The sequence below is a fragment of the Pseudomonas ulcerans genome, from assembly GCF_036324125.1.
Lineage (GTDB): Bacteria > Pseudomonadota > Gammaproteobacteria > Pseudomonadales > Pseudomonadaceae > Aquipseudomonas > Aquipseudomonas ulcerans.
The window spans coordinates 34,722-52,986 of record NZ_JAZDQN010000019.1 but is presented as its reverse complement, the minus strand read 5'-3'; the positions used below and the strand labels follow the sequence as shown (position 1 = coordinate 52,986).

The 18,265-nt window shown below is 65.1% G+C and carries 15 protein-coding genes and 2 pseudogenes; 7 read left to right on the top strand and 10 right to left on the bottom strand.

Annotated elements, in window-relative coordinates; translation table 11 throughout:
- The first annotated feature begins 10 nt into the window (after positions 1 to 10).
- Together V0R59_RS17770 and V0R59_RS17765 are read left to right on the top strand one after the other, a co-directional pair.
- Entirely contained in the window at positions 11 to 2,164 is a 2,154-nt protein-coding gene (locus tag V0R59_RS17770) for a type I secretion system permease/ATPase (RefSeq protein WP_330075675.1), read from the top strand.
- Between the two features lie 39 nt (positions 2,165 to 2,203).
- On the top strand, positions 2,204 to 3,550 hold the full coding sequence (locus tag V0R59_RS17765; RefSeq protein WP_330075674.1) for an HlyD family type I secretion periplasmic adaptor subunit: 1,347 nt from the start codon (positions 2,204 to 2,206) through the stop codon (positions 3,548 to 3,550).
- A 268-nt stretch (positions 3,551 to 3,818) separates the two neighbouring features.
- On the opposite strand, the gene V0R59_RS17760 is transcribed toward V0R59_RS17765, so the two are convergent.
- The 4 genes and pseudogenes from V0R59_RS17760 to V0R59_RS17750 form a co-directional block, all read right to left on the bottom strand.
- Complete coding sequence (locus V0R59_RS17760) at positions 3,819 to 4,412, bottom strand: tRNA-uridine aminocarboxypropyltransferase (RefSeq protein WP_330075673.1); 594 nt, start codon at positions 4,410 to 4,412, stop codon at positions 3,819 to 3,821.
- Between the two features lie 76 nt (positions 4,413 to 4,488).
- Positions 4,489 to 5,463: pseudogene (locus V0R59_RS31985) on the bottom strand (methyl-accepting chemotaxis protein); the annotation flags it as partial.
- A 309-nt stretch (positions 5,464 to 5,772) separates the two neighbouring features.
- A pseudogene (locus V0R59_RS31980) lies at positions 5,773 to 6,054 on the bottom strand (PAS domain-containing protein); the annotation flags it as partial.
- Positions 6,055 to 6,193: 139 nt separating this feature from the next.
- The gene (locus V0R59_RS17750; RefSeq protein WP_330075671.1) at positions 6,194 to 7,087 is read right to left on the bottom strand and encodes a LysR family transcriptional regulator; all 894 of its coding nucleotides are present in this window, start codon (positions 7,085 to 7,087) and stop codon (positions 6,194 to 6,196) included.
- A gap of 222 nt (positions 7,088 to 7,309) precedes the next feature.
- Here V0R59_RS17750 and speB point away from each other — a divergent pair, with 222 nt between their 5' ends.
- Positions 7,310 to 8,260, top strand: coding sequence for an agmatinase (gene speB, locus V0R59_RS17745; protein ID WP_330075670.1), 951 nt, complete (start codon positions 7,310 to 7,312; stop codon positions 8,258 to 8,260).
- A 143-nt stretch (positions 8,261 to 8,403) separates the two neighbouring features.
- A complete protein-coding gene (locus tag V0R59_RS17740) occupies positions 8,404 to 9,783 on the top strand; it encodes a sodium:solute symporter (protein WP_330075669.1) in 1,380 nt (459 codons plus the stop codon).
- Between the two features lie 155 nt (positions 9,784 to 9,938).
- On the opposite strand, the gene V0R59_RS17735 is transcribed toward V0R59_RS17740, so the two are convergent.
- Positions 9,939 to 10,061 carry a PA1414 family protein gene (locus V0R59_RS17735; protein ID WP_330075668.1) on the bottom strand — a complete coding sequence of 41 codons (123 nt, stop codon included), beginning with the start codon at positions 10,059 to 10,061 and terminating at the stop codon, positions 9,939 to 9,941.
- A 115-nt stretch (positions 10,062 to 10,176) separates the two neighbouring features.
- Positions 10,177 to 11,070 carry a putrescine utilization regulator PtrR gene (ptrR, locus tag V0R59_RS17730; RefSeq protein WP_330075667.1) on the bottom strand — a complete coding sequence of 298 codons (894 nt, stop codon included), beginning with the start codon at positions 11,068 to 11,070 and terminating at the stop codon, positions 10,177 to 10,179.
- A 106-nt stretch (positions 11,071 to 11,176) separates the two neighbouring features.
- Here ptrR and V0R59_RS17725 point away from each other — a divergent pair, with 106 nt between their 5' ends.
- Positions 11,177 to 12,361, top strand: coding sequence for an MFS transporter (locus V0R59_RS17725; protein WP_330075666.1), 1,185 nt, complete (start codon positions 11,177 to 11,179; stop codon positions 12,359 to 12,361).
- Here the strand turns inward: V0R59_RS17725 and V0R59_RS17720 are convergent.
- Positions 12,306 to 13,238 (bottom strand): DMT family transporter, encoded by a 933-nt coding sequence (locus V0R59_RS17720; protein ID WP_330075665.1) that lies wholly within the window; start codon positions 13,236 to 13,238, stop codon positions 12,306 to 12,308. The genes V0R59_RS17725 and V0R59_RS17720 overlap by 56 nt on opposite strands.
- A 108-nt stretch (positions 13,239 to 13,346) precedes the next feature.
- A complete protein-coding gene (locus tag V0R59_RS17715) occupies positions 13,347 to 13,742 on the bottom strand; it encodes a transcriptional regulator (protein ID WP_330075664.1) in 396 nt (131 codons plus the stop codon).
- 118 nt (positions 13,743 to 13,860) lie between these two features.
- On the opposite strand from V0R59_RS17715, the gene V0R59_RS17710 reads away from it, so the two are divergent.
- Positions 13,861 to 14,130 (top strand): hypothetical protein, encoded by a 270-nt coding sequence (locus tag V0R59_RS17710; protein WP_330075663.1) that lies wholly within the window; start codon positions 13,861 to 13,863, stop codon positions 14,128 to 14,130.
- Between the two features lie 289 nt (positions 14,131 to 14,419).
- Here the strand turns inward: V0R59_RS17710 and V0R59_RS17705 are convergent, their stop codons facing one another.
- Complete coding sequence (locus tag V0R59_RS17705) at positions 14,420 to 15,745, bottom strand: DEAD/DEAH box helicase (protein ID WP_330075662.1); 1,326 nt, start codon at positions 15,743 to 15,745, stop codon at positions 14,420 to 14,422.
- 147 nt (positions 15,746 to 15,892) lie between these two features.
- Here V0R59_RS17705 and V0R59_RS17700 point away from each other — a divergent pair, with 147 nt between their 5' ends.
- Positions 15,893 to 17,203 carry a mechanosensitive ion channel family protein gene (locus V0R59_RS17700; RefSeq protein WP_330075661.1) on the top strand — a complete coding sequence of 437 codons (1,311 nt, stop codon included), beginning with the start codon at positions 15,893 to 15,895 and terminating at the stop codon, positions 17,201 to 17,203.
- Here V0R59_RS17700 and V0R59_RS17695 read toward each other — a convergent pair.
- Complete coding sequence (locus V0R59_RS17695) at positions 17,141 to 18,019, bottom strand: carboxylate/amino acid/amine transporter (protein WP_330075660.1); 879 nt, start codon at positions 18,017 to 18,019, stop codon at positions 17,141 to 17,143. The two genes, V0R59_RS17700 and V0R59_RS17695, sit on opposite strands and share 63 nt — an antisense overlap.
- Positions 18,020 to 18,265: the final 246 nt, after the last annotated feature.

Genomic DNA, 18,265 nt, shown 5'->3' with positions numbered 1-18,265 from the left:
GTAGGCCATTGTGACCAGCATGCAACCGGCGAGCTCGGCGGACCAACGCCAGAGTTTCGATGATCCGTTACTCGATGGGCTGTTGATTCTCTGCAAGCTCCACGGTTGCACGGCAAGTCGTGCCAGCCTGTGCAGCGGCCTGCCGTTGCCCCAGCAACGGCTGGACATCGACCTGCTGCCGCGGGCCGCGGCACGGGCCGGTTTGCAGGCCCGGGTGCTGCGCCGCGAGCTGGCGGCGATTTCCGCGCTGAACCTGCCGGTGCTGCTGCTGTTCAAGGACGGCCGCTGCGCCGTGCTGCGGCGCTGGAAAGACCAGGACCAGGCACTCATCCTGCCCTGCGAGGCGGATGGCGGCGAACAACTGGTCAGCCGCGCCGAACTCGCCGAAGCCTATTCCGGCCACGCCCTGTTCGCCCGTCCCCGGCATGAGCTGGAGCACCAGCGCAACCCGCTGGTGCCACGGGTCCACGCCTGGTTCCGCGACACCCTGCAACAATCCCGCTGGCTGTACGGTGATGCCCTGCTGGCCAGCCTGCTGATCAACCTGCTGGGCCTGCTGGTGCCGCTGTTCGTCATGCAGACCTACGACCGCGTGGTGCCCAACCAGGCCATTTCCACGCTCTGGGTACTGGTCATCGGCCTGTTCATCGCCACCACCTTCGAACTGATCCTGCGGGTGGTCCGTGCCCACCTGCTGGACCAGGCCGGCAAGAAGACCGACCTGATCCTCTCGGCGACCCTGTTCGAACGCATCACCGGCATGTCGATGAAGGCCCGTCCGGCCACCATCGGCGGCTTCGCCCAGAGCATCCACGACTTCCAGGGCCTGCGGGAATTCCTCACCGCCGTGACCCTGACCAGCGTCATCGATCTGCCCTTCGTCGTGCTGATGCTGGCAGTGATCGGCCTGCTCGGCGGCTGGCTGGTGCTGATCCCGCTGATCGCCTTCCCGGTGACCATCGTCTTCGCCCTGCTGATCCAGGTACGCCTGCGCGACACCGTGCAGAAGAGCCTGAGCCTCGGCGCGGTGCGCCAGGCCTTGCTGATCGAGACCCTCGGCGGCCTGGAGACCCTCAAGGCCTGCGGCGCCGAGAGCGAGCGCCAGTACCAGTGGGAAAGCACCCACGGCGCCCTCACCCAGCTCGACGCCCATGCGCGCAACCTGGCGGCGCTGGCCAGCAACGGCACCCTGTTCGTCCAGCAGTTCTGCGGCATGGCCACCATCGTCGCCGGGGTCTACAGCATCATCGCCGGCAACCTCAGCGTCGGTGCCCTGGTGGCCTGCTACATGCTCGGCAGCCGGGTCCTCGCGCCGCTGGGACAGATCGCCGGGCTGATCACCCGCTACCAGCAGGCACAACTGACCATGCGCAGCACCGACGCGCTGATGGCCCTGCCCCAGGAGCGCCGCGCCGACCAGCAGCCGCTGGAGCACGCCCGCTTGCAAGGCGCGCTGGAACTGAGCCGGGTCAGCTTCCGTTATCCCGGGCAGGCGGCACCGGCCCTGAACAACATCGGTTTCAGCGTCAAGCCGGGCGAACGCATCGGCATCATCGGCCGTAGCGGCTCGGGCAAAAGCACCCTGGCGCGCCTGGTGATGGGTTTCTACGAGCCGGACGAGGGGCAGATACTGCTCGACAACCTCGACCTGCGCCAACTGGACATCAGCGAGCTGCGCCAGCAACTGGGCTATGTCGCCCATGACCTGCCGCTGCTGGCGGGCAGCCTGCGCGACAACCTGACCCTCGGCGCACGCTACGTCAGCGATACGCGGATGCTCGAAGTGGCGGAGCTGACCGGCGTCAGCGAACTGGCCCGGCAGCACCCGCGAGGTTTCGACCGGCCGCTGGGCGAGCGCGGGCAACTGCTGTCCGGCGGCCAGCGCCAGGCCGTGCTGCTGGCCCGGGCGATGCTGCTGGAGCCACCGATCGTGGTGCTCGACGAGCCCACCAGCCACATGGACAACAGCAGCGAGGAACTGCTGCGCCAGCGCCTGCACGGCTGGGTCGAGGGCAAGACGCTGCTGCTGGTGACCCACCGCACCTCGATGCTCAGCCTGGTGGACCGCCTGCTGGTGCTGGACAACGGCAAGATCGTTGCCGACGGGGCCAAGGACGCGGTCATCGATGCCCTGCGCAAAGGGCGTATCGGCCAGGCGCTCTAAGCCAACGAGTTCTGTGTTGTTCCACAAGAGGCGCCCACCATGTCCTCGCTCCGCAGCTACTTCAACAGCTTCAACAAGACCGCCGAGCACGACTACCTGCCGGACCTGGCCAGCGCCACCCTGCAGGACTCGCCGCGGCTGTCGCGGATCACCGTGTGGCTGGCGGCGGCGCTGCTGCTGATTGCCGTGGTCTGGGCCAGGCTGGCGGTGCTCGACGAGGTGACCGTCGGCGAAGGCAAGGCGATCCCGTCGAGCAAGGTCCAGGTCATCCAGAACCTCGAAGGCGGCATCGTCACCGAGATCTTCGTCCGCGAAGGGCAGATGGTGGACAAGGGTGCCACCCTGCTGCGCCTCGACGACACCCGCTTCCGCTCCAACAAGGGCGAGAGCGAGGCCGATCGCTACGCCCTCACCGCCCAGGTCGAGCGCCTGTCGGCAGAGGCCGAGGGCAAGCCGTTCCAGCTGTCCGAGGAGGTGCGCAACAAGGCGCCGCAGGTGGCCGAGGACGAGATGGCGCTGTACCAGTCACGCCAGCGCCGCCTGAGCAGCGAGAAGCAGACACTGAACGAACAACTGCGACAGAAGACCCAGGAACTGGCCGAGTTCCGCTCCAAGCTTGAGCAGTACCGCTCCGGCCTGGCCCTGTTGCAACAGGAACTGGACATGTCGACGCCGCTGGTGAAGACCGGGGCCATCTCGCCGGTGGAGATCCTCCGTCTCAAGCGCAGCGCCGTGGAAGCCCGCGGCTCGATGAACGCCACCGGCCTGGCGATTCCCCGTGCCGAGGCGGGAATTGCCGAGATCAAGAGCAAGATCGACGAGACCGATGCCGGCTTCCGTTCCGAAGCGGCCAAGGAGCTCAACGAGAAACGCACCGACCTGTCGAAGATCACCGCCACCAGCGTCGCCATCGACGACCGGGTCAACCGCACCACGGTGGTGTCGCCGGTGAAAGGCATCATCAAGCTGCTCAAGGTCAACACCATCGGCGGTGTGGTCCAGCCGGGCAGCGACCTGGTGGAGATCGTGCCGCTGGAGGACAACCTGCTGATCGAGGCCAAGGTACGGCCGCAGGACGTGGCGTTCCTGCATCCGGGGCAGAGCGCGATGGTCAAGTTCAGTGCCTATGACTACTCCATCTATGGCGGGCTCAAGGCCAAGCTGGAGCTGATTGGCGCGGACACCGTCACCGACGACAAGGGCAACGCGTTCTACATGATCCAGGTGCGCACCGACAAGAATCACCTGGGCGGGGACAACAAGCCGCTGCTGATCATCCCGGGCATGGTGGCGACGGTGGATATCATCACGGGCGAGAAGAGTGTGCTGGATTACCTGTTGAAGCCGGTGCTGAAGGCGCGGACGGAGGCTCTGCGGGAAAGGTAAGGCCCGAGGGTCTTGGCCAGCTCCCACAGGTTCCAGGCTGGCCACAGATTCCTTCACCCAGCCTTTCAGGCTGCGCTGTCACGCAGAGAACAGGTCCAAAGAGCAACGCGGCCCCTGTGGGAGCGGGTTCACCCGCGATTGCATCGGAGAAGCCACCATCGTAATCGCGGGTAAACCCGCTCCCACAGGTTCTCGCTGAGTCAATGAGTTATGCAGTGTTCCATGAGAGCTGGCTTGCCAGCGATGAGGCCGGAAAGAACAATACCGCTCAGCGCAGGTGATTACGCTCGAACGTCTCCCGCCCCATCGCCTTGATCTGCCCCTCGATCAAGGCATCGAACGGCTTCAACAAGCCATCGAAGCGCCCCTCTCCCTCCAGCACGTTCAACGCCTGGGCCACCGCCTCAACCGTCGACAACGCGCCTTCCTCCGGCGCCTTGCGCAAGCGATAGCGCGACGGCTGGACGCTGGCCAGGGTAACCCGCGGCAGTTGCTCCAGAAGCGAATTCAGGTACAGCAGCTTGCGCGCCTTGCGCCAGGTACCATCGGGCACGATCAGCAACCACGGCCGCTGGTCCGTCTCATAGGCCTGCAACGCCATCGCCGCCTCCCCGGGAAACAGCAACCCCGCCCGATACCCTGGCGTGGCGATCAGCTCGGGCAGATCCTCGAACACCTCACCCACCCGCAACTCGGCATTCTTCAGCCCAAGCGCCGCCAGCCGCGCGGTGTTCAACGCATGACGCACTTCATCGGGATGCTGCAACAGCACCACCCGGGTGCGGCTGTCGAGGGACGGGATCAAGGGGCAAAGGCAGTGATTCTGCGGACGCAGGCAACGTTCGCACTGGATTCTGGACATCGGGCTCTCCTGGGCGGGCAAGTGTGCCACAGCCGTCCCCCGAAGCACCCACTTCCCTGTGGGCAGGTCATCGTTTTCAGCGGTTGAAGCGTTCCGCCAGGTCGTGCAGGTACTCCGCCATGCGCTCCAGCTCCTGGCTGATCTCGGCCCCCTGCCGCGCCTGCCCGGCGCTGCGGTCGCAGAGCTGGGCGATGCGCACGATCTGCTGGTTGATGTCGTCCACCACATGGCTTTGCTGCTCGGACGCCGTGGCGATCTGCTGGCTCATGCCGGTGATGCGGCTGACCGCCTCGCTGATCCCGCCCAGCGCCTGTTGCACCGCCTCGACGCTGTGCACGCTGTCGAGGGAGATCTGCTCGCCCTTGCTGGCGCTGCTCACCGCACGGTCGGCACCTGCACGCAGCGAGGCGATGATCTGGTGGATTTCCTCGGTGGACGCACGGGTGCGCTGGGCCAGGGAACGCACTTCATCGGCCACCACGGCAAACCCTCGCCCCTGCTCCCCGGCCCGCGCCGCCTCGATCGCGGCGTTGAGGGCCAGCAGGTTGGTCTGCTCGGCGATCGAGGTGATCACATCCACCACGCTGCCGATGGACTGGGTCTGCTCGGCCAGGGCATTGACCGCCTGCCCGATGTCGCTGACCGCCTCGGCCATGCTGCCCATCGCCTTCAGGCTCTGCTGCGCCAGCGTGCTGCCCTGGCGGGTCAGTTCGTCGGCGTCGGAGGCGGCATGGGCGGTGCTTTGCACGTTGTGGCTGACTTCCTGGATGGTCGCGGCCATCTGCGCCACGGCAGTGGCCGACTGGTCGGTCTCGCTGCGCTGGCGATCGAGCATCTGCGCCTGGGCATCGGACAGTTCCGACGATTGCGAGGCACGGCTGCGCACGCTGACACCGGCATCCACCAGGCGGGTCAGCGCGGTCTGCAGCCGCGCTTCCTCGCTGATCATGGCCAGGTCCAGTTGCCCCTGGGGCCCGAGGTTGCGACTGTAGGTCAGGGCCACCAGCGGGCTGGTGAAGGCCTTCGGGTGCTCCGCCAGGGTCTGGCGAATCACCCGGTTGTGGCGGTTCTCCAGGAGGAACCAGGCGCCCAGCAGGCTGGCCATGAGCAAGCCCAGGGCGGCGTACTGCGGCAAGGCCAGGTAGCCGAACACCGACAGCGCACCGGCGGCGAGCAATGGCCAACCATGCCCGAGCCCGTCTGCCACCCGTGCCGCCAAGGGTGTCGGCGCGCGTCCGGCATTCAGCCGCGCATACAACGCCGACGCGCGCTGCACCTGCTCGCGGGTCGGCAACGAGCGCACCGATTCATAGCCGCTGACCCGGCCATTCTCGTAGATCGCCGTGACATAGGCGCTGACCCAGTAGAAATCACCGTTCTTGGCGCGGTTCTTGACCACGCCCATCCAGGGTTTGCCCTCCTTGATGGTTTCCCACATATGGGCGAACACCGCCGATGGCATGTCGGGGTGACGCACGAGATTGTGGGGTTGGTTGATCAGCTCTTCACGGGTGAAGCCGCTGATGTCGACGAAGGCGTCGTTGCAATAGGTGATACGGCTGTTGAGGTCGGTGGTGGAGATCAACCGCTGCCCCGGGGGGAATGATCTTTCCTGGTCGGTGACGGGCAAGTTCTTGCGCATCTTCGGCGTTCCCTGCTGATGAGGTTGTCGGAAAATTCATCAAGGCAAGGAAAGGTCTAGCAGAGCATTCAACTGGATGGGGGCATTGGGCCAGTATTTTTACCATAGACACAAAGTATCAATGGCTATGTGCCTCTATTCAGCCTGGTGTGAGCTGTGCACGCAGCAGGTCGCGGAATGTCTGAATGAGTGGTTCGCGGCTCCGCCCCCGGCGAATGATCATCGAGAACGGCGCCTGGTAGCCGAAGGTGGCGGGCGACAGCACGCGCAGGTCGCCCTTGTCGACCCAGGCCTGGGCGTAGTGCTCGGGCAGATAGCCGATGTAGGCGCCGGACAGCACCAGGATCAGTTGCGCCTCCATGCTTTCCACCGTCGCCGCACTGTGCTTGAAGCCGTGCCGGGCCAGTTCCGCCTGGCTCCAGTAGCCCCGGCCGACCATGCGCTGCTGGGTGATCACCTGCTCGGGAATGCGCCGTTCGTGATACAGCGGGTGGCGGTTGCTGCAGTACAGCCAGTGCTGCTCGCGGTACAGCGGCTGATAGACCAGGCCGCTCATGCGCGTGGAAAAGGCACCGATGGCCAGGTCGAGACGGTTGTCCTGCACGCCCAGTTGCAACTCGTAGGGGCTGGACACCGACAGGTGCAGGTGCACCGCCGGGTGTTCCTGGCTATAGGCGCCGATGGCTTCGGCCAAGGGCAAGGCACGGTCACCGACGGTTGAGTCGATCACGCCAAGGTTGAGGGTGCCGCGCAGTTCGCCCTTGAGCGCCGCCGCATACTGCTCGAAACCGTCCAGCTCGGCCAGCAGGCGCAAGGTCTCCTGGTGGAACAGTTCGCCCTTGCTGGTCAGGCTGAAGCCACCGCGTCCGCGATGGCAGAGGACGATGCCCAGGGCCGATTCCAGCTGGCTCATGTAGGTGCTGATGGCCGAGGTGGACAGGTTGAGGTCACGCTGGGCATTGGCGAAGCCCTGGTGGCGCACCACGCTGGCGAAAATGCGCAGCAGCTTCAGATCGGGCAGGTTCGAGGCCATGAAACGGGCATCCGCGAGTCGGAAATGGCCACAGTCTAACCGCGCTTTCGTGGATAGTTCAGAAAAACCTGAACTAAGTATTTGCCTGTAGCGATTCTTCCCGCGCACTACCTTTTGCAGACTGCGCCACACAGCAACTGTTCCAGGACAATTGCGGCTGGCTGGCCGTTGTCGAGAACAGATATCAACAACTAGAACAATCGAATCGATGAGGCCCGAACCGTGGACAAGATTCTTCACCAACCACTGGGCGGCAACGAAATGCCGCGCTTCGGCGGCATCGCTACCATGCTCCGCCTTCCTCACCTGCAAAGCCCTGCCGGCCTGGACGCCGCCTTCATCGGCGTGCCGCTGGACATCGGTACTTCCCTGCGCTCCGGCACCCGCTTCGGCCCGCGGCAGATCCGCGCCGAATCGGTGATGATCCGCCCGTACAACATGGCCACCGGCGCTGCGCCGTTCGACTCGCTGTCGGTCGCCGACATCGGTGACGTGGCGATCAACACCTTCAACCTGCTCGATGCCGTGCGCATCATCGAAGAAGCCTACGACCAGATCGTCGAGCACAACGTCATCCCGCTGACCTTGGGTGGCGACCACACCATCACCCTGCCGATCCTGCGCGCCCTGCACAAGAAGCACGGCAAGATCGGCCTGGTCCACATCGACGCCCACGCCGACGTCAACGACCACATGTTCGGCGAGAAGATCGCCCACGGCACCACCTTCCGCCGCGCCGTGGAAGAAGGCCTGCTGGATTGCGATCGCGTGGTGCAGATCGGCCTGCGCGCCCAGGGCTACACCGCCGAGGACTTCAACTGGAGCCGCAAGCAGGGCTTCCGCGTGGTCCAGGCCGAAGAGTGCTGGCACAAGTCGCTGGAGCCGCTGATGGCGGAAGTCCGCGAGAAGGTCGGTGGTGGTCCGGTGTATCTGTCGTTCGACATCGACGGCATCGACCCGGCCTGGGCGCCCGGTACCGGCACCCCGGAAATCGGCGGCCTGACCACCATCCAGGCAATGGAAATCATCCGTGGCTGCCAGGGCCTCGACCTGATCGGCTGCGACCTGGTGGAAGTCTCCCCACCCTACGACACCACCGGCAACACCTCGTTGCTGGGTGCCAACCTGCTGTACGAAATGCTCTGCGTGCTGCCCGGCGTAGCCCGTCGCTAAAGCCAAGGCAAGGACGGCAATCCGGCAGGAGCCATGACGGCGGCCCGTTGCAAGACGGGCCGCGCTACTACGAAGAAAAGACCCGCGGCGGCCCACCGTGCGCGGGATCGATCTCACATAAAAAAGATAATTGGAGACACCCCATGGCCTTGGACATATTCGTTGTACTGATATACGCCGCCGGCATGCTGTTGCTGGGCTGGTACGGCATGCGCCGCGCCAAGACCCACGAGGATTACCTGGTGGCCGGACGCAATCTCGGCCCCAGCCTGTACATGGGCACCATGGCGGCGACGGTCCTGGGTGGCGCGTCCACCGTCGGCACCGTGAAGCTGGGCTACGTCCACGGCATCTCCGGCTTCTGGCTGTGCGCCGCGCTGGGCCTGGGCATCATCGCCCTCAACCTGTTCCTCGCCAAACCCCTGCTGCGCCTGCGCATCTTCACCGTGACCCAGGTCCTGGAAAAGCGCTACAACCCGATGGCGCGCCAGGCCAGCGCGGTGATCATGCTCGCCTACGCGCTGATGATCGGCGTGACCTCGACCCTGGCCATCGGCACCGTCCTGCAGGTGCTGTTCGACCTGCCGTTCTGGGCGGCGATCCTGCTCGGTGGCGGCGTCGTGGTGGTGTACTCGACCATCGGCGGCATGTGGTCGCTGACCCTGACCGACATCGTCCAGTTCGTCATCAAGACCGTGGGCCTGATGTTCGTCCTCCTGCCGATCTGCCTGTACCGCGTCGGCGGCTGGGACGAACTGGTAGCCAAGCTGCCGGCGGCCAGCTTCAGCCTGACCACCATCGGCTGGGACACCATCATCACCTACTTCCTGATCTACTTCTTCGGCATCCTGATCGGCCAGGACATCTGGCAGCGCGTGTTCACTGCCCGTGACGAGAACGTGGCCAAGTACGCCGGTACCACCGCTGGCGTGTACTGCGTGATCTACGGCCTGGTCTGCGCGGTGATCGGCATGGCCGCCCATGTGCTGCTGCCGGACCTGGGCAACGCCAACAACGCCTTCGCCGCCATCGTCAAATCGGCCCTGCCGGACGGTATCCGCGGCCTGGTGATCGCTGCCGCCCTGGCTGCGATGATGTCCACCGCGAGCGCCGGCCTGCTGGCGGCCTCCACCGTGCTGACCGAAGACCTGCTGCCGAAGCTGCGTGGCGGCAAGCAATCGAGCCTGGCGGTCAACCGCCTGTTCACCCTGCTGACCGGCCTGGCCGTGCTGGCCATCGCTCTGGTGGTGGAAGACGTGATCAGCGCCCTGACCCTGGCCTACAACCTGCTGGTGGGTGGCATGCTGGTGCCGCTGATCGGTGCCATCTACTGGAAACGCGCCACCACCCGCGGCGCCATCACCAGCATGACCCTGGGCTTCGTCACTGCCTTGGCGTTCATGATCAAGGACGGGATGGATGCCAACACGCCGATCTACTACAGCCTGGCGATCGGCCTGGTGAGCTTCGTGGTAGTGAGCCTGATGTCGCGCTCGGAAGTGAATGCGGCCAAGCTGGCTTGAGCTGAACTGAAATGAAAAGGGCCTGCGTATCGCAGGCCCTTTTTCTTTGTGCGGACCTTGTGGGAGCGGGTTCACCCGCGATTACGATAGTGGTTTCACCGACGTAATCGCGGGTAAACCCGCTCCCACAGGGTCCGCGTGGCTCTTCACCGCCCTCAGCGCCGCGGCGGCCGCTTGCGCTTGTCTTCATCGGTCGGGATCGGTACCGGCTGCATCGGCGGGATCAGGCCCAGGGCGACGGCCAGGTCGTGGAGCCAGTTCATCATCAGGTCTTTCATGGCATCTCCCCCTTGAGGGTCATCGTCCAATCCAATTTGGCTACGATGTTTCGTAGCAATCATAGTCGTATGTACGGGCTGCCGCCTACGAAATTTCCTACACAGGTGACCTGCATCAAGCGCTGAGCGCCTGGCTGACGAACGGCGTCTCCCCAACCTCTTCCTGCAGGCTCACCCAGGCATCCAGGTTGGCTCCACGCATGCCCCGGCGCCACACCAGCCAGGTGGTGGCCTGGTCGAACGGACTTTGCAGGCGATGGGCCGCGACATTCTCCCGCCCCGGCAGGCTGTCGAGCATCGATTGCGACATCAACGCCACACCGGAACCCGCCACCACACAGGCCAGCATGCTCTGGTACGACTCGATCTCCATGGCCCGGCCCATGGCGGCGTGGTCATGGGCGTACCAGGCCTCCAGGCGCATGCGGTAGGAACAGCCCTTGCGGAAGGTGAACACCGGGCGCCCGGCCACATCCCGTGCGCTGCGCACCGGCGGGTGATCGGGCTCGGTGATCATCACCAGGGTTTCCTCGCACAGCGGCACGCCGTCCAGCCCGGACAACGACAGCGGCCCGTCCAGCAATGCCGCATCCAGGCGCCCGGCAAGCAGGCCTTCGAGCAATTCGCCGCTGGGCGCCGTCTGCACCTGCAGGTTCACCGCCGGATAGGTCTTGTGATAGCGCGCCAGCAGTGCCGGCAGATGGATTGCCGCCGTGCTGTACATGCTGCCGAGAATGAACTCGCCGGCCGGCTGGCCGCCCTGCACGGCGGCGAAGGCTTCGTCATGCAGGGCCAGCATGCGTCCGGCGTAGTCCAGCAGCACCTTGCCGGCGGGCGACAACTGCAGGCGCTGGCGCTCCCGGTGGAACAGCTCGACGCCCAGTTGCTCTTCGAGCTGGCGCAGGCGCGTCGACAGGTTCGACGGCACCCGGTGCAACTGCTCGGCGGCACGGGTCACCGAGCCGGTCTCGGCCACCGCCTGGAAGATGCGCAACTGGCTCAGCTCCATAACCGTTCTCCAAAATTGAACAAGTGGCTCAGTATTATTCAATTTTTAAGAATGGCAACCACCAGTAGTCTGACGGCATCCAAACGCTTCTCCAGAGGAAACCGCCATGTCGCCAAGACACCGCCTGCTGGCCAGCTTCGTCGCCCTGATGATGGCGATGGGCATCGGCCGCTTCGCCCTCACCCCGCAACTGCCGCACCTGGTCGGCGAAGGCCAGTTGAGCCTGACCGCCGCCGGCCTGGTGGCCGCCGCCAACTACCTGGGTTACCTGCTCGGCGCAGTGGATGCGATGTTCGCCCGCAGCCCGCGGCAGGTGCGCCTGCGCCTGGATATCGGCCTGTGGCTGTGCGTGCTGTTGACCCTGGTGTCGTTCCGGGCCGATGGCTTCGCTGCCCATGCCCTCTTGCGCTTCGGCACCGGCGTGGCCAGCGCCTGGGTGCTAGTGATGATCACCAGCCTGACGCAACCGCTGGCTGCCCATCACAACCTGCCGCGCCTCGGTGCCGTGGTGTTCGCCGGCCCCGGCCTGGGCATCATGCTCACCGGCCTGCTGGCCCTGGGTTCGAACCTCTACGGCCTGGGGTCGGCGCCGCTGTGGCTGATCTATGCCGGCGCCGCGCTGATCATGCTGCTGGCGGTGCGGCCGATGATCCCGCGTCCGGAACACCTGCCAGCCGCGCCGCTCGTCACACCGGGCAACATGGCGCCCACCCGCGGCATCGCCCGCCTCGGCCTGATCTACGGTCTGTACGGGATCGGCTACATCATCCCGGCCACCTTCATGTCGCAGATGGCCAGCGCGCGCTTTCACGGCAACTGGATGGCCGACCTGTTCTGGCCCGGCTTCGGCCTGGCGGCGGCCCTGGGCGTGGTGCTGCTGAGCCGGCGGCGGGCGACGCCCAATGGCACCTCGAACTGGCTGATGACGACGCTGTGGCTGCAGGCTGCCGGGGTCTTCGCCTGCCTCTTGGGCAACGGCCCCGGCCTGGCCCTGGGGGTGATCCTCTGCGGCGCACCGTTCCTGGCCTGCATGCAACTGGTGATGCAGCGCTCGCGGGAACTGGCGCCCCACGCCACCCAGCGCAACGCCGGCCTGCTCACCGCCTGCTTTGCCATCGGCCAACTGGGCGGGCCGCTGCTGGCGGCGCTGAGCAATCAGCTCGCCGGCAGCCTGCAGCCGGCGCTGATCGTGGCGGGCAGCGGCTTGCTGCTCGCCGGTGCCCTGGCCTGGCGGCCTAGCGCTGCCCCAGCAGCGAACGCAGGCGCCTGCGCGCCCACTGTTCCGCGCTGACCAGGACGATACCGGCCAGTACGCAAAGGGCGCCGACGATGAAGTTCAGGCTCAGCGGCTCGTCCAGCAGGAGCACGCCGAAGGTCACGCCGAAGATCGGCGTGACGAAGGAGAACACCGCGAGGTTGGAAGCCAGGTATTTGCGCAGCAGCCAGAACCAGGTCAGGTAGCTGAAGAACGACACCACCAGCGCCTGGAACAGCACGCTGCCGATGGCGACGGGGGTCAGCGAGACATGGGTGATCTTGCCGCTGAAGGCAGCGATCAGCAGCAGGCCGATAAAGCCCACCGCCAACTGGTAGAACAGGGTCAGCGTCGCCGGCGCCTCGGACAGTCGCGAGCAGCGCACCACCACGGTGGTCGCGCCCCAGGCCGCGCCGGCCAGCACACCGAAGAAATCGCCGAGAAGCATCGGGCCATTCAGGTCGGCCAGGGACAGGCCGCCGGCAAAGGCCATGGCGATGCCGCCGAACGCCAGGAGGATCCCCATCCACTGCAGCGGCCGCAAGCGCTCGCTGGGCAGGAGGAAGTGCAAACCGAGGGCGGTAAACACCGGTGCGGTGTAGAGGAACACCGACATGTGCGCCGCCGAGGTCAGGTTCAGGCCTTCGGCGATGAACAGGAACTCGATGCCGAACAGCGCCCCGGCCAGCAGCCCTCCGCGCCAGGTGCCGCCGACCTGCTCCCAGCCACCTTTCCAGCAGATCAGCAGGCCGACCAGCAGCGCGGAAATCCCCGAGCGGGTGGCCGCCTGCATCACCGGGGCGATATCGGCAGCAGCCCATTTCACCAACACCTGCTGGATACCCCAGATCAGGCACAGCCCCAGCATCACCTGGAAGGCAAAGGCATCGGGATCGCGACGGGGAGCGTTCATAAGCACTCCCCCACTTCTGACAACGGCATGACGACCTCATGGCAGCGAAGAATCGAGGCCAATTATGAGGACCGCTGGTCAGGCATTACCAGATGTGTCTGACATCCATCACGCAATCTGTGCCTTGGTAGCCACTTCTTCGAAGGTCGCTTCGTCGAGGGCATCGGCCTGTTCGTCGAGGACCTGGCGCGGGTGATCGTTGCCGGGAATGCTGCTGTCGATCAGGCTGAGCAGGCGCGAGCCACGCGGGGTGAGCACGTAGTTCTCGCCATTGCCGCCCTCGCTTTCCGGGCGGTCGGCAATGTAGCCGCGCTCCAGCAGCAGGCGCTCGTAGTCGCAGGCGCGGGTCTTCAGGTGATCGACGTCCGGCACCGGCTCGCCCGCCGCCGCAAGCTGCGCGGCGTGCTGTTCGGCGTAGGGGCGCGGGGTGAAGTGTTGGTCGGCGCTGTTCTGCACTTCGTGCAGCAGGCGTTCGATCAGGTCCCAGTCATACACGGTGCTCATGGCAAAGGCCTCGGGTGGTGACAGTCAAGGTTGTGACCGGCCCGGTTCGCCACGGTTCGACTGAACTTTCCAGGCGGCGCCCGCCTCAACCGGAAACCTGGAACAAGGAGGCTCGACCATGAAGATCCTGATGACGCTGACCGCCACCGCCAGCCTGCTGCTGGCCATGCCCACCTGGGCCTGCACCCTGGAGGAAGCCACGGAGAAACGCGAGGAGCTGGCCAAGGAAGTGACGCGGCTGACCGAACAGAACCCGCAGAAGGCCAAGGAAATCAACGATGAGCTGAGAGGGATGAAGCTGGGAACGGAGAGCAAGGACCTGCCGGACAAGTGCCAGCTGATCGACAAACGCATGCAGGAACTGAAAGAGGCCGAGAAGAAGACCTGATCCTGTTGGGTATCCAAGGTCCTCATCGCTGCATGGGTATCTACACACCTCTATCGGGTGAAACACAGACCCTGTTGGAGCGGATTCATCCGCGATTGGGCGCGAAGCGGCCACAAAACCGGCGCTCTCGGTGTGCCAGAAAGACTCGGGACTCAAGTTTTACGACGGCTTCGCCGCCGATCGCGGATGAATCCGCTCCTACACCGACCGCGTTGCACCACACCAATGATGTGTAGATACCCATGCTCATCGCTGGCAAGCCAGCGATGAAGCCATCAAGGGCAGCAGATTACTCAGCAGCCGGAGCGCGCTTCTTCTTCAACGGCGCCAGACCATCGGAACTGGCCAGCGGCGCATTCGGCCGTGGTTTGGCGGTCGGCTTGCGCTTGGCCGCGACCTTCTTGTCGCCCTTCTTGTCACCGGTCTTTTTCTTCTTGGCTCCCGCCGCCTTGCCCGAGGCCTTGACCTTCTTCGGCCCGCTGTAGGTGCCCTTCACTTCCTTGATCACGCGGCGCTCGAAGCTCTGCTTCAGGTAGCGCTCGATGCTCGACATCAGGTTCCAGTCGCCATGGCAGATCAGCGATACCGCCAGGCCGTCGGCCCCGGCACGACCGGTACGGCCGATACGGTGCACGTACTCGTCACCGCTGCGTGGCATGTCGAAGTTGATCACCAGGTCCAGGCCGTCGACGTCCAGGCCGCGGGCCGCCACGTCGGTGGCCACCAGCACTTTCGCGCCACCGGTCTTGAAGCGCTCGATGGCCAGCTTGCGGTCCTTCTGGTCCTTGTCGCCGTGCAGGACGAAGGCCTTCATGTCCTTGGCCACCAGGTGACCGTAGATGCGGTCGGCCATGACCCGGGTGTTGGTGAAGATGATGGCCTTCTCGTAGGTCTCGTTGGCCAGCAGCCACTGGGCGATCTGCTCTTTGTGCTGGTTGTGGTCGGCGGTGATGATCTGCTGGCGGGTGCCTTCGTTGAGCTGGCTGACGGCGTTGAGCATCAGGTGCTCCGGGTCCTTCAGCACCTTGCCGATCATGTCGCGCAGGCCGGCGCCGCCGGTGGTGGCGGAGAACAGCAGGGTCTGCGCGCGGTTCTGGCACAGGCCGCAAAGGCGCTCGACGTCTTCGGCAAAGCCCATGTCGAGCATGCGGTCGGCTTCGTCCAGCACCACCACCTGCACGTGTTCCAGGTCGAGGTTGCCGGCGTTGAGGTGCTCCAGCATGCGCCCCGGAGTGCCGATGAGGATGTCCGGGACCTTGCGCAGCATCGCTGCCTGTTCCTTGAAGTCCTCGCCGCCGGTGATGATCCCCGACTTGATGAAGGTGAACTGCGAGAAACGCTCGATTTCCTTCAGGGTCTGCTGCGCCAGCTCACGGGTCGGCAGCAGGATCAGGGCGCGGATTTCGACACGCTTCTGGTTCAGGTCGACCAGGCGGTTGAGCAGCGGCAGGACGAAGGCTGCGGTCTTGCCACTGCCGGTTTTCGCCGTCACCCGCAGGTCACGCCCCTGCAACGCCAGGGGAATGGCCGCAGCCTGCACCGGCGTCGGCTCGACAAAGTTGAGTGCGGCGACGGCTTTGAGCAGGCGTTCGTGCAGGGCGAATTCGGAAAACACGGATGTAACCTCGGGCATGTGCAGAAATTCAGCCACATAGGGTAACGTTTTCCGCCGCCGGATCCGAATTTCTTTTTGCCCCGGCCCTCCCCGCGCGGCTCTAATGGCACCCCGTTTTTCCATCAATGTGGAGTTTTTGCGTTACCCATGGCTATTCAACAGTTCTGGCAAGACGCCCTCGATCTGTGGGGCACCCTCGACCAGCACCCGCTGCTGCACGCCGGTCTCGGTCTTCTGCTCCTGCTGGTCATCGCCCTGGTGCTGGGCCGGGTGGCCCGCTTCGTGGTCCTGCATGCGGTCAAGCTGCTTTGCCGACAGCCGGCATTGCTCTGGCTCCGGGACCTGCTGGAAAACAAGGTATTCCACCGCCTGGCGCAGATCACCCCGTCGTTGGTGGTGCAGTTCGGCCTCAAGCTGGTGCCGGAGCTGAGCGTCGCCAGCCAGCACTTCCTCGGCAACCTGGCCCTGGCCTTCACCATCCTGTTCCTGCTGCTGGCGTTCGCCGCCCTGCTCGATGCCCTGCTGGACATCTACGCCCGCACCGAACACGCCCGCACCCGCTCGATCAAGGGCTACGTGCAACTGGCGAAGATGGTCCTCTATGTGTTCGGCGCCATCGTCATCGTCGCCACCCTGATCGACCGTTCGCCGCTGTTGCTGCTGTCTGGTCTCGGTGCCATGTCGGCGGTGATCCTGCTGGTGTACAAGGACACCCTGCTGTCGTTCGTCGCCAGCGTGCAACTGACCAGCAACGACATGCTGCGGGTCGGCGACTGGATCGAGATGCCCCAGGTCGGTGCCGACGGCGACGTGGTGGACATCACCCTGCACACGGTGAAGGTGCAGAACTTCGACAAGACCATCGTCTCCATCCCCACCTGGCGCCTGATGAGTGAATCCTTCCGCAACTGGCGCGGCATGCAGCAGTCCGGCGGACGCCGGATCAAGCGCAGCCTGTTCATCGACGCCGGTGGCGTGCGCTTCCTCACCGCCGAGGAACAGCACCGCCTGGGCGAGGTGCGCCTGCTCAAGGACTACCTGGCGCAAAAGCGCAACGAACTGCACACCTGGAACGAATCCCAGGGCCAGGTGGCGGAGCTTTCGGCCAACCGCCGCCGGCTGACCAATATCGGCACCTTCCGTGCCTTCGCCCTCGCCTACCTGAAGAACCACCCTGACGTGCAGCAAGGCATGACCTGCATGGTCCGGCAGATGCAGACCACCGCCGAGGGCGTGCCGCTGGAGATCTACTGCTTCACCCGCACCACCGTGTGGGCCGAGTACGAGCGCATCCAGGGCGATATCTTCGATTACCTGCTGGCCGTGCTGCCGGAGTTCGGCCTGGCCCTGTACCAGCAGCCCAGCGGCAGCGACCTGCGCGCCGGGCTGGATTCGCTAACGGCCAGCCTGGCCGGCGAGCGCCGGGCGCTGCGTGCCGAGGCGACTGAGCCAGAGTGACGCCAGGATGATGCTGCCACCCAGGGCCAGCCGGCCCAGCGGCTCGTCCTGGTTCCAGATCAGCAGGTTGAGCAGCAGGCCCACCGGAACATGCAGGTTGTTCATCACCGCGAGGGTGCCGCCGGAGACCTGGCAGGCGCCCTTGTTCCACCAATACAGCCCCAACGCGGTCGGTACCAGGCCGAGGAACGCCAGCACGCCCCACTGCACATCGGTGGTCGGCAGGCGCTCGGCATTGCCGAAGGCGAGGAAGGCCGGCAGCACCACGATCAGCGCGCCGAGGTAGAAGTAGCCGAAACGCCGGTAGTGCGGCAGGTCACTCGGGTAGCGGGCGACCAGGTGCTTGTACAGGACCTGGCCGGCGGCATAGGTGAAGTTGGCCAGTTGCAGGAGCAGGAAGCCGATGAAGAAGTCCGGGTCGATGCTTTCGAAGCGGATCACTGCGGCGCCGGCCACCGCCACCAGTGCGGCGAGCAGCGCCCAGGGATTGAAGCGGCGGTTCAGCGCGTCTTCGATCAGGGTGACGTGCAGCGGGGTGAGGATGGTGAACAGCAGGACTTCCGGCACCGTCAGCACGCGGAAGCTGAGGTACAGGCAGACGTAGGTGATGCCGAACTGCAGCGCGCCGATCACCAGCATCGCGCGCATGAAGCGCGGCTCGACCTGGCGCCAGCGGGTCAGCGGCACGAATATCAGCAGCGCCAGGACCACCCGGGCCAGCACGGCGAAGTAGCTGTCGACGTGGCCGGCGAGGTATTCGCCGATCAGGTTGAAGGAGTACGCCTGGATCAGCGCGACGATCAGTAGGTAGCCCATGGTTGCCTCTCGGGGATCAAGGCGGCGACCTTAGCGGGTTGGCGTGTGCAGGTGCAATTGGCATGCACCTCTTTGATTACCGCAACGCGAATCTTGTAGGAGCGGGTTCACCCGCGATTGCGATAGTGGCATCACCGACGCCATCGCGGGTAAACCCGCTCCCACAGGGTCCGCATCGCCCATAAAAAAGCCCGGTCGAGCGCAGGGCTTCGACCGGGCAGTACACCCAAAGGAGCAAAAAGGGGT

Coding starts and splice junctions, on each gene's coding strand:
- V0R59_RS17760 (WP_330075673.1), bottom strand. CDS start 4,412: ATGTCCAGAATCCAGTGCGAACGTTGCCTGCGTCCGCAGAATCACTGC.
- V0R59_RS17740 (WP_330075669.1), top strand. CDS start 8,404: ATGGCCTTGGACATATTCGTTGTACTGATATACGCCGCCGGCATGCTG.
- V0R59_RS17720 (WP_330075665.1), bottom strand. CDS start 13,238: ATGAACGCTCCCCGTCGCGATCCCGATGCCTTTGCCTTCCAGGTGATG.
- V0R59_RS17725 (WP_330075666.1), top strand. CDS start 11,177: ATGTCGCCAAGACACCGCCTGCTGGCCAGCTTCGTCGCCCTGATGATG.
- V0R59_RS17735 (WP_330075668.1), bottom strand. CDS start 10,061: ATGAAAGACCTGATGATGAACTGGCTCCACGACCTGGCCGTCGCCCTG.
- V0R59_RS17700 (WP_330075661.1), top strand. CDS start 15,893: ATGGCTATTCAACAGTTCTGGCAAGACGCCCTCGATCTGTGGGGCACC.
- V0R59_RS17710 (WP_330075663.1), top strand. CDS start 13,861: ATGAAGATCCTGATGACGCTGACCGCCACCGCCAGCCTGCTGCTGGCC.
- ptrR (WP_330075667.1), bottom strand. CDS start 11,070: ATGGAGCTGAGCCAGTTGCGCATCTTCCAGGCGGTGGCCGAGACCGGC.
- V0R59_RS17715 (WP_330075664.1), bottom strand. CDS start 13,742: ATGAGCACCGTGTATGACTGGGACCTGATCGAACGCCTGCTGCACGAA.
- V0R59_RS17765 (WP_330075674.1), top strand. CDS start 2,204: ATGTCCTCGCTCCGCAGCTACTTCAACAGCTTCAACAAGACCGCCGAG.
- V0R59_RS17695 (WP_330075660.1), bottom strand. CDS start 18,019: ATGGGCTACCTACTGATCGTCGCGCTGATCCAGGCGTACTCCTTCAAC.
- V0R59_RS17750 (WP_330075671.1), bottom strand. CDS start 7,087: ATGGCCTCGAACCTGCCCGATCTGAAGCTGCTGCGCATTTTCGCCAGC.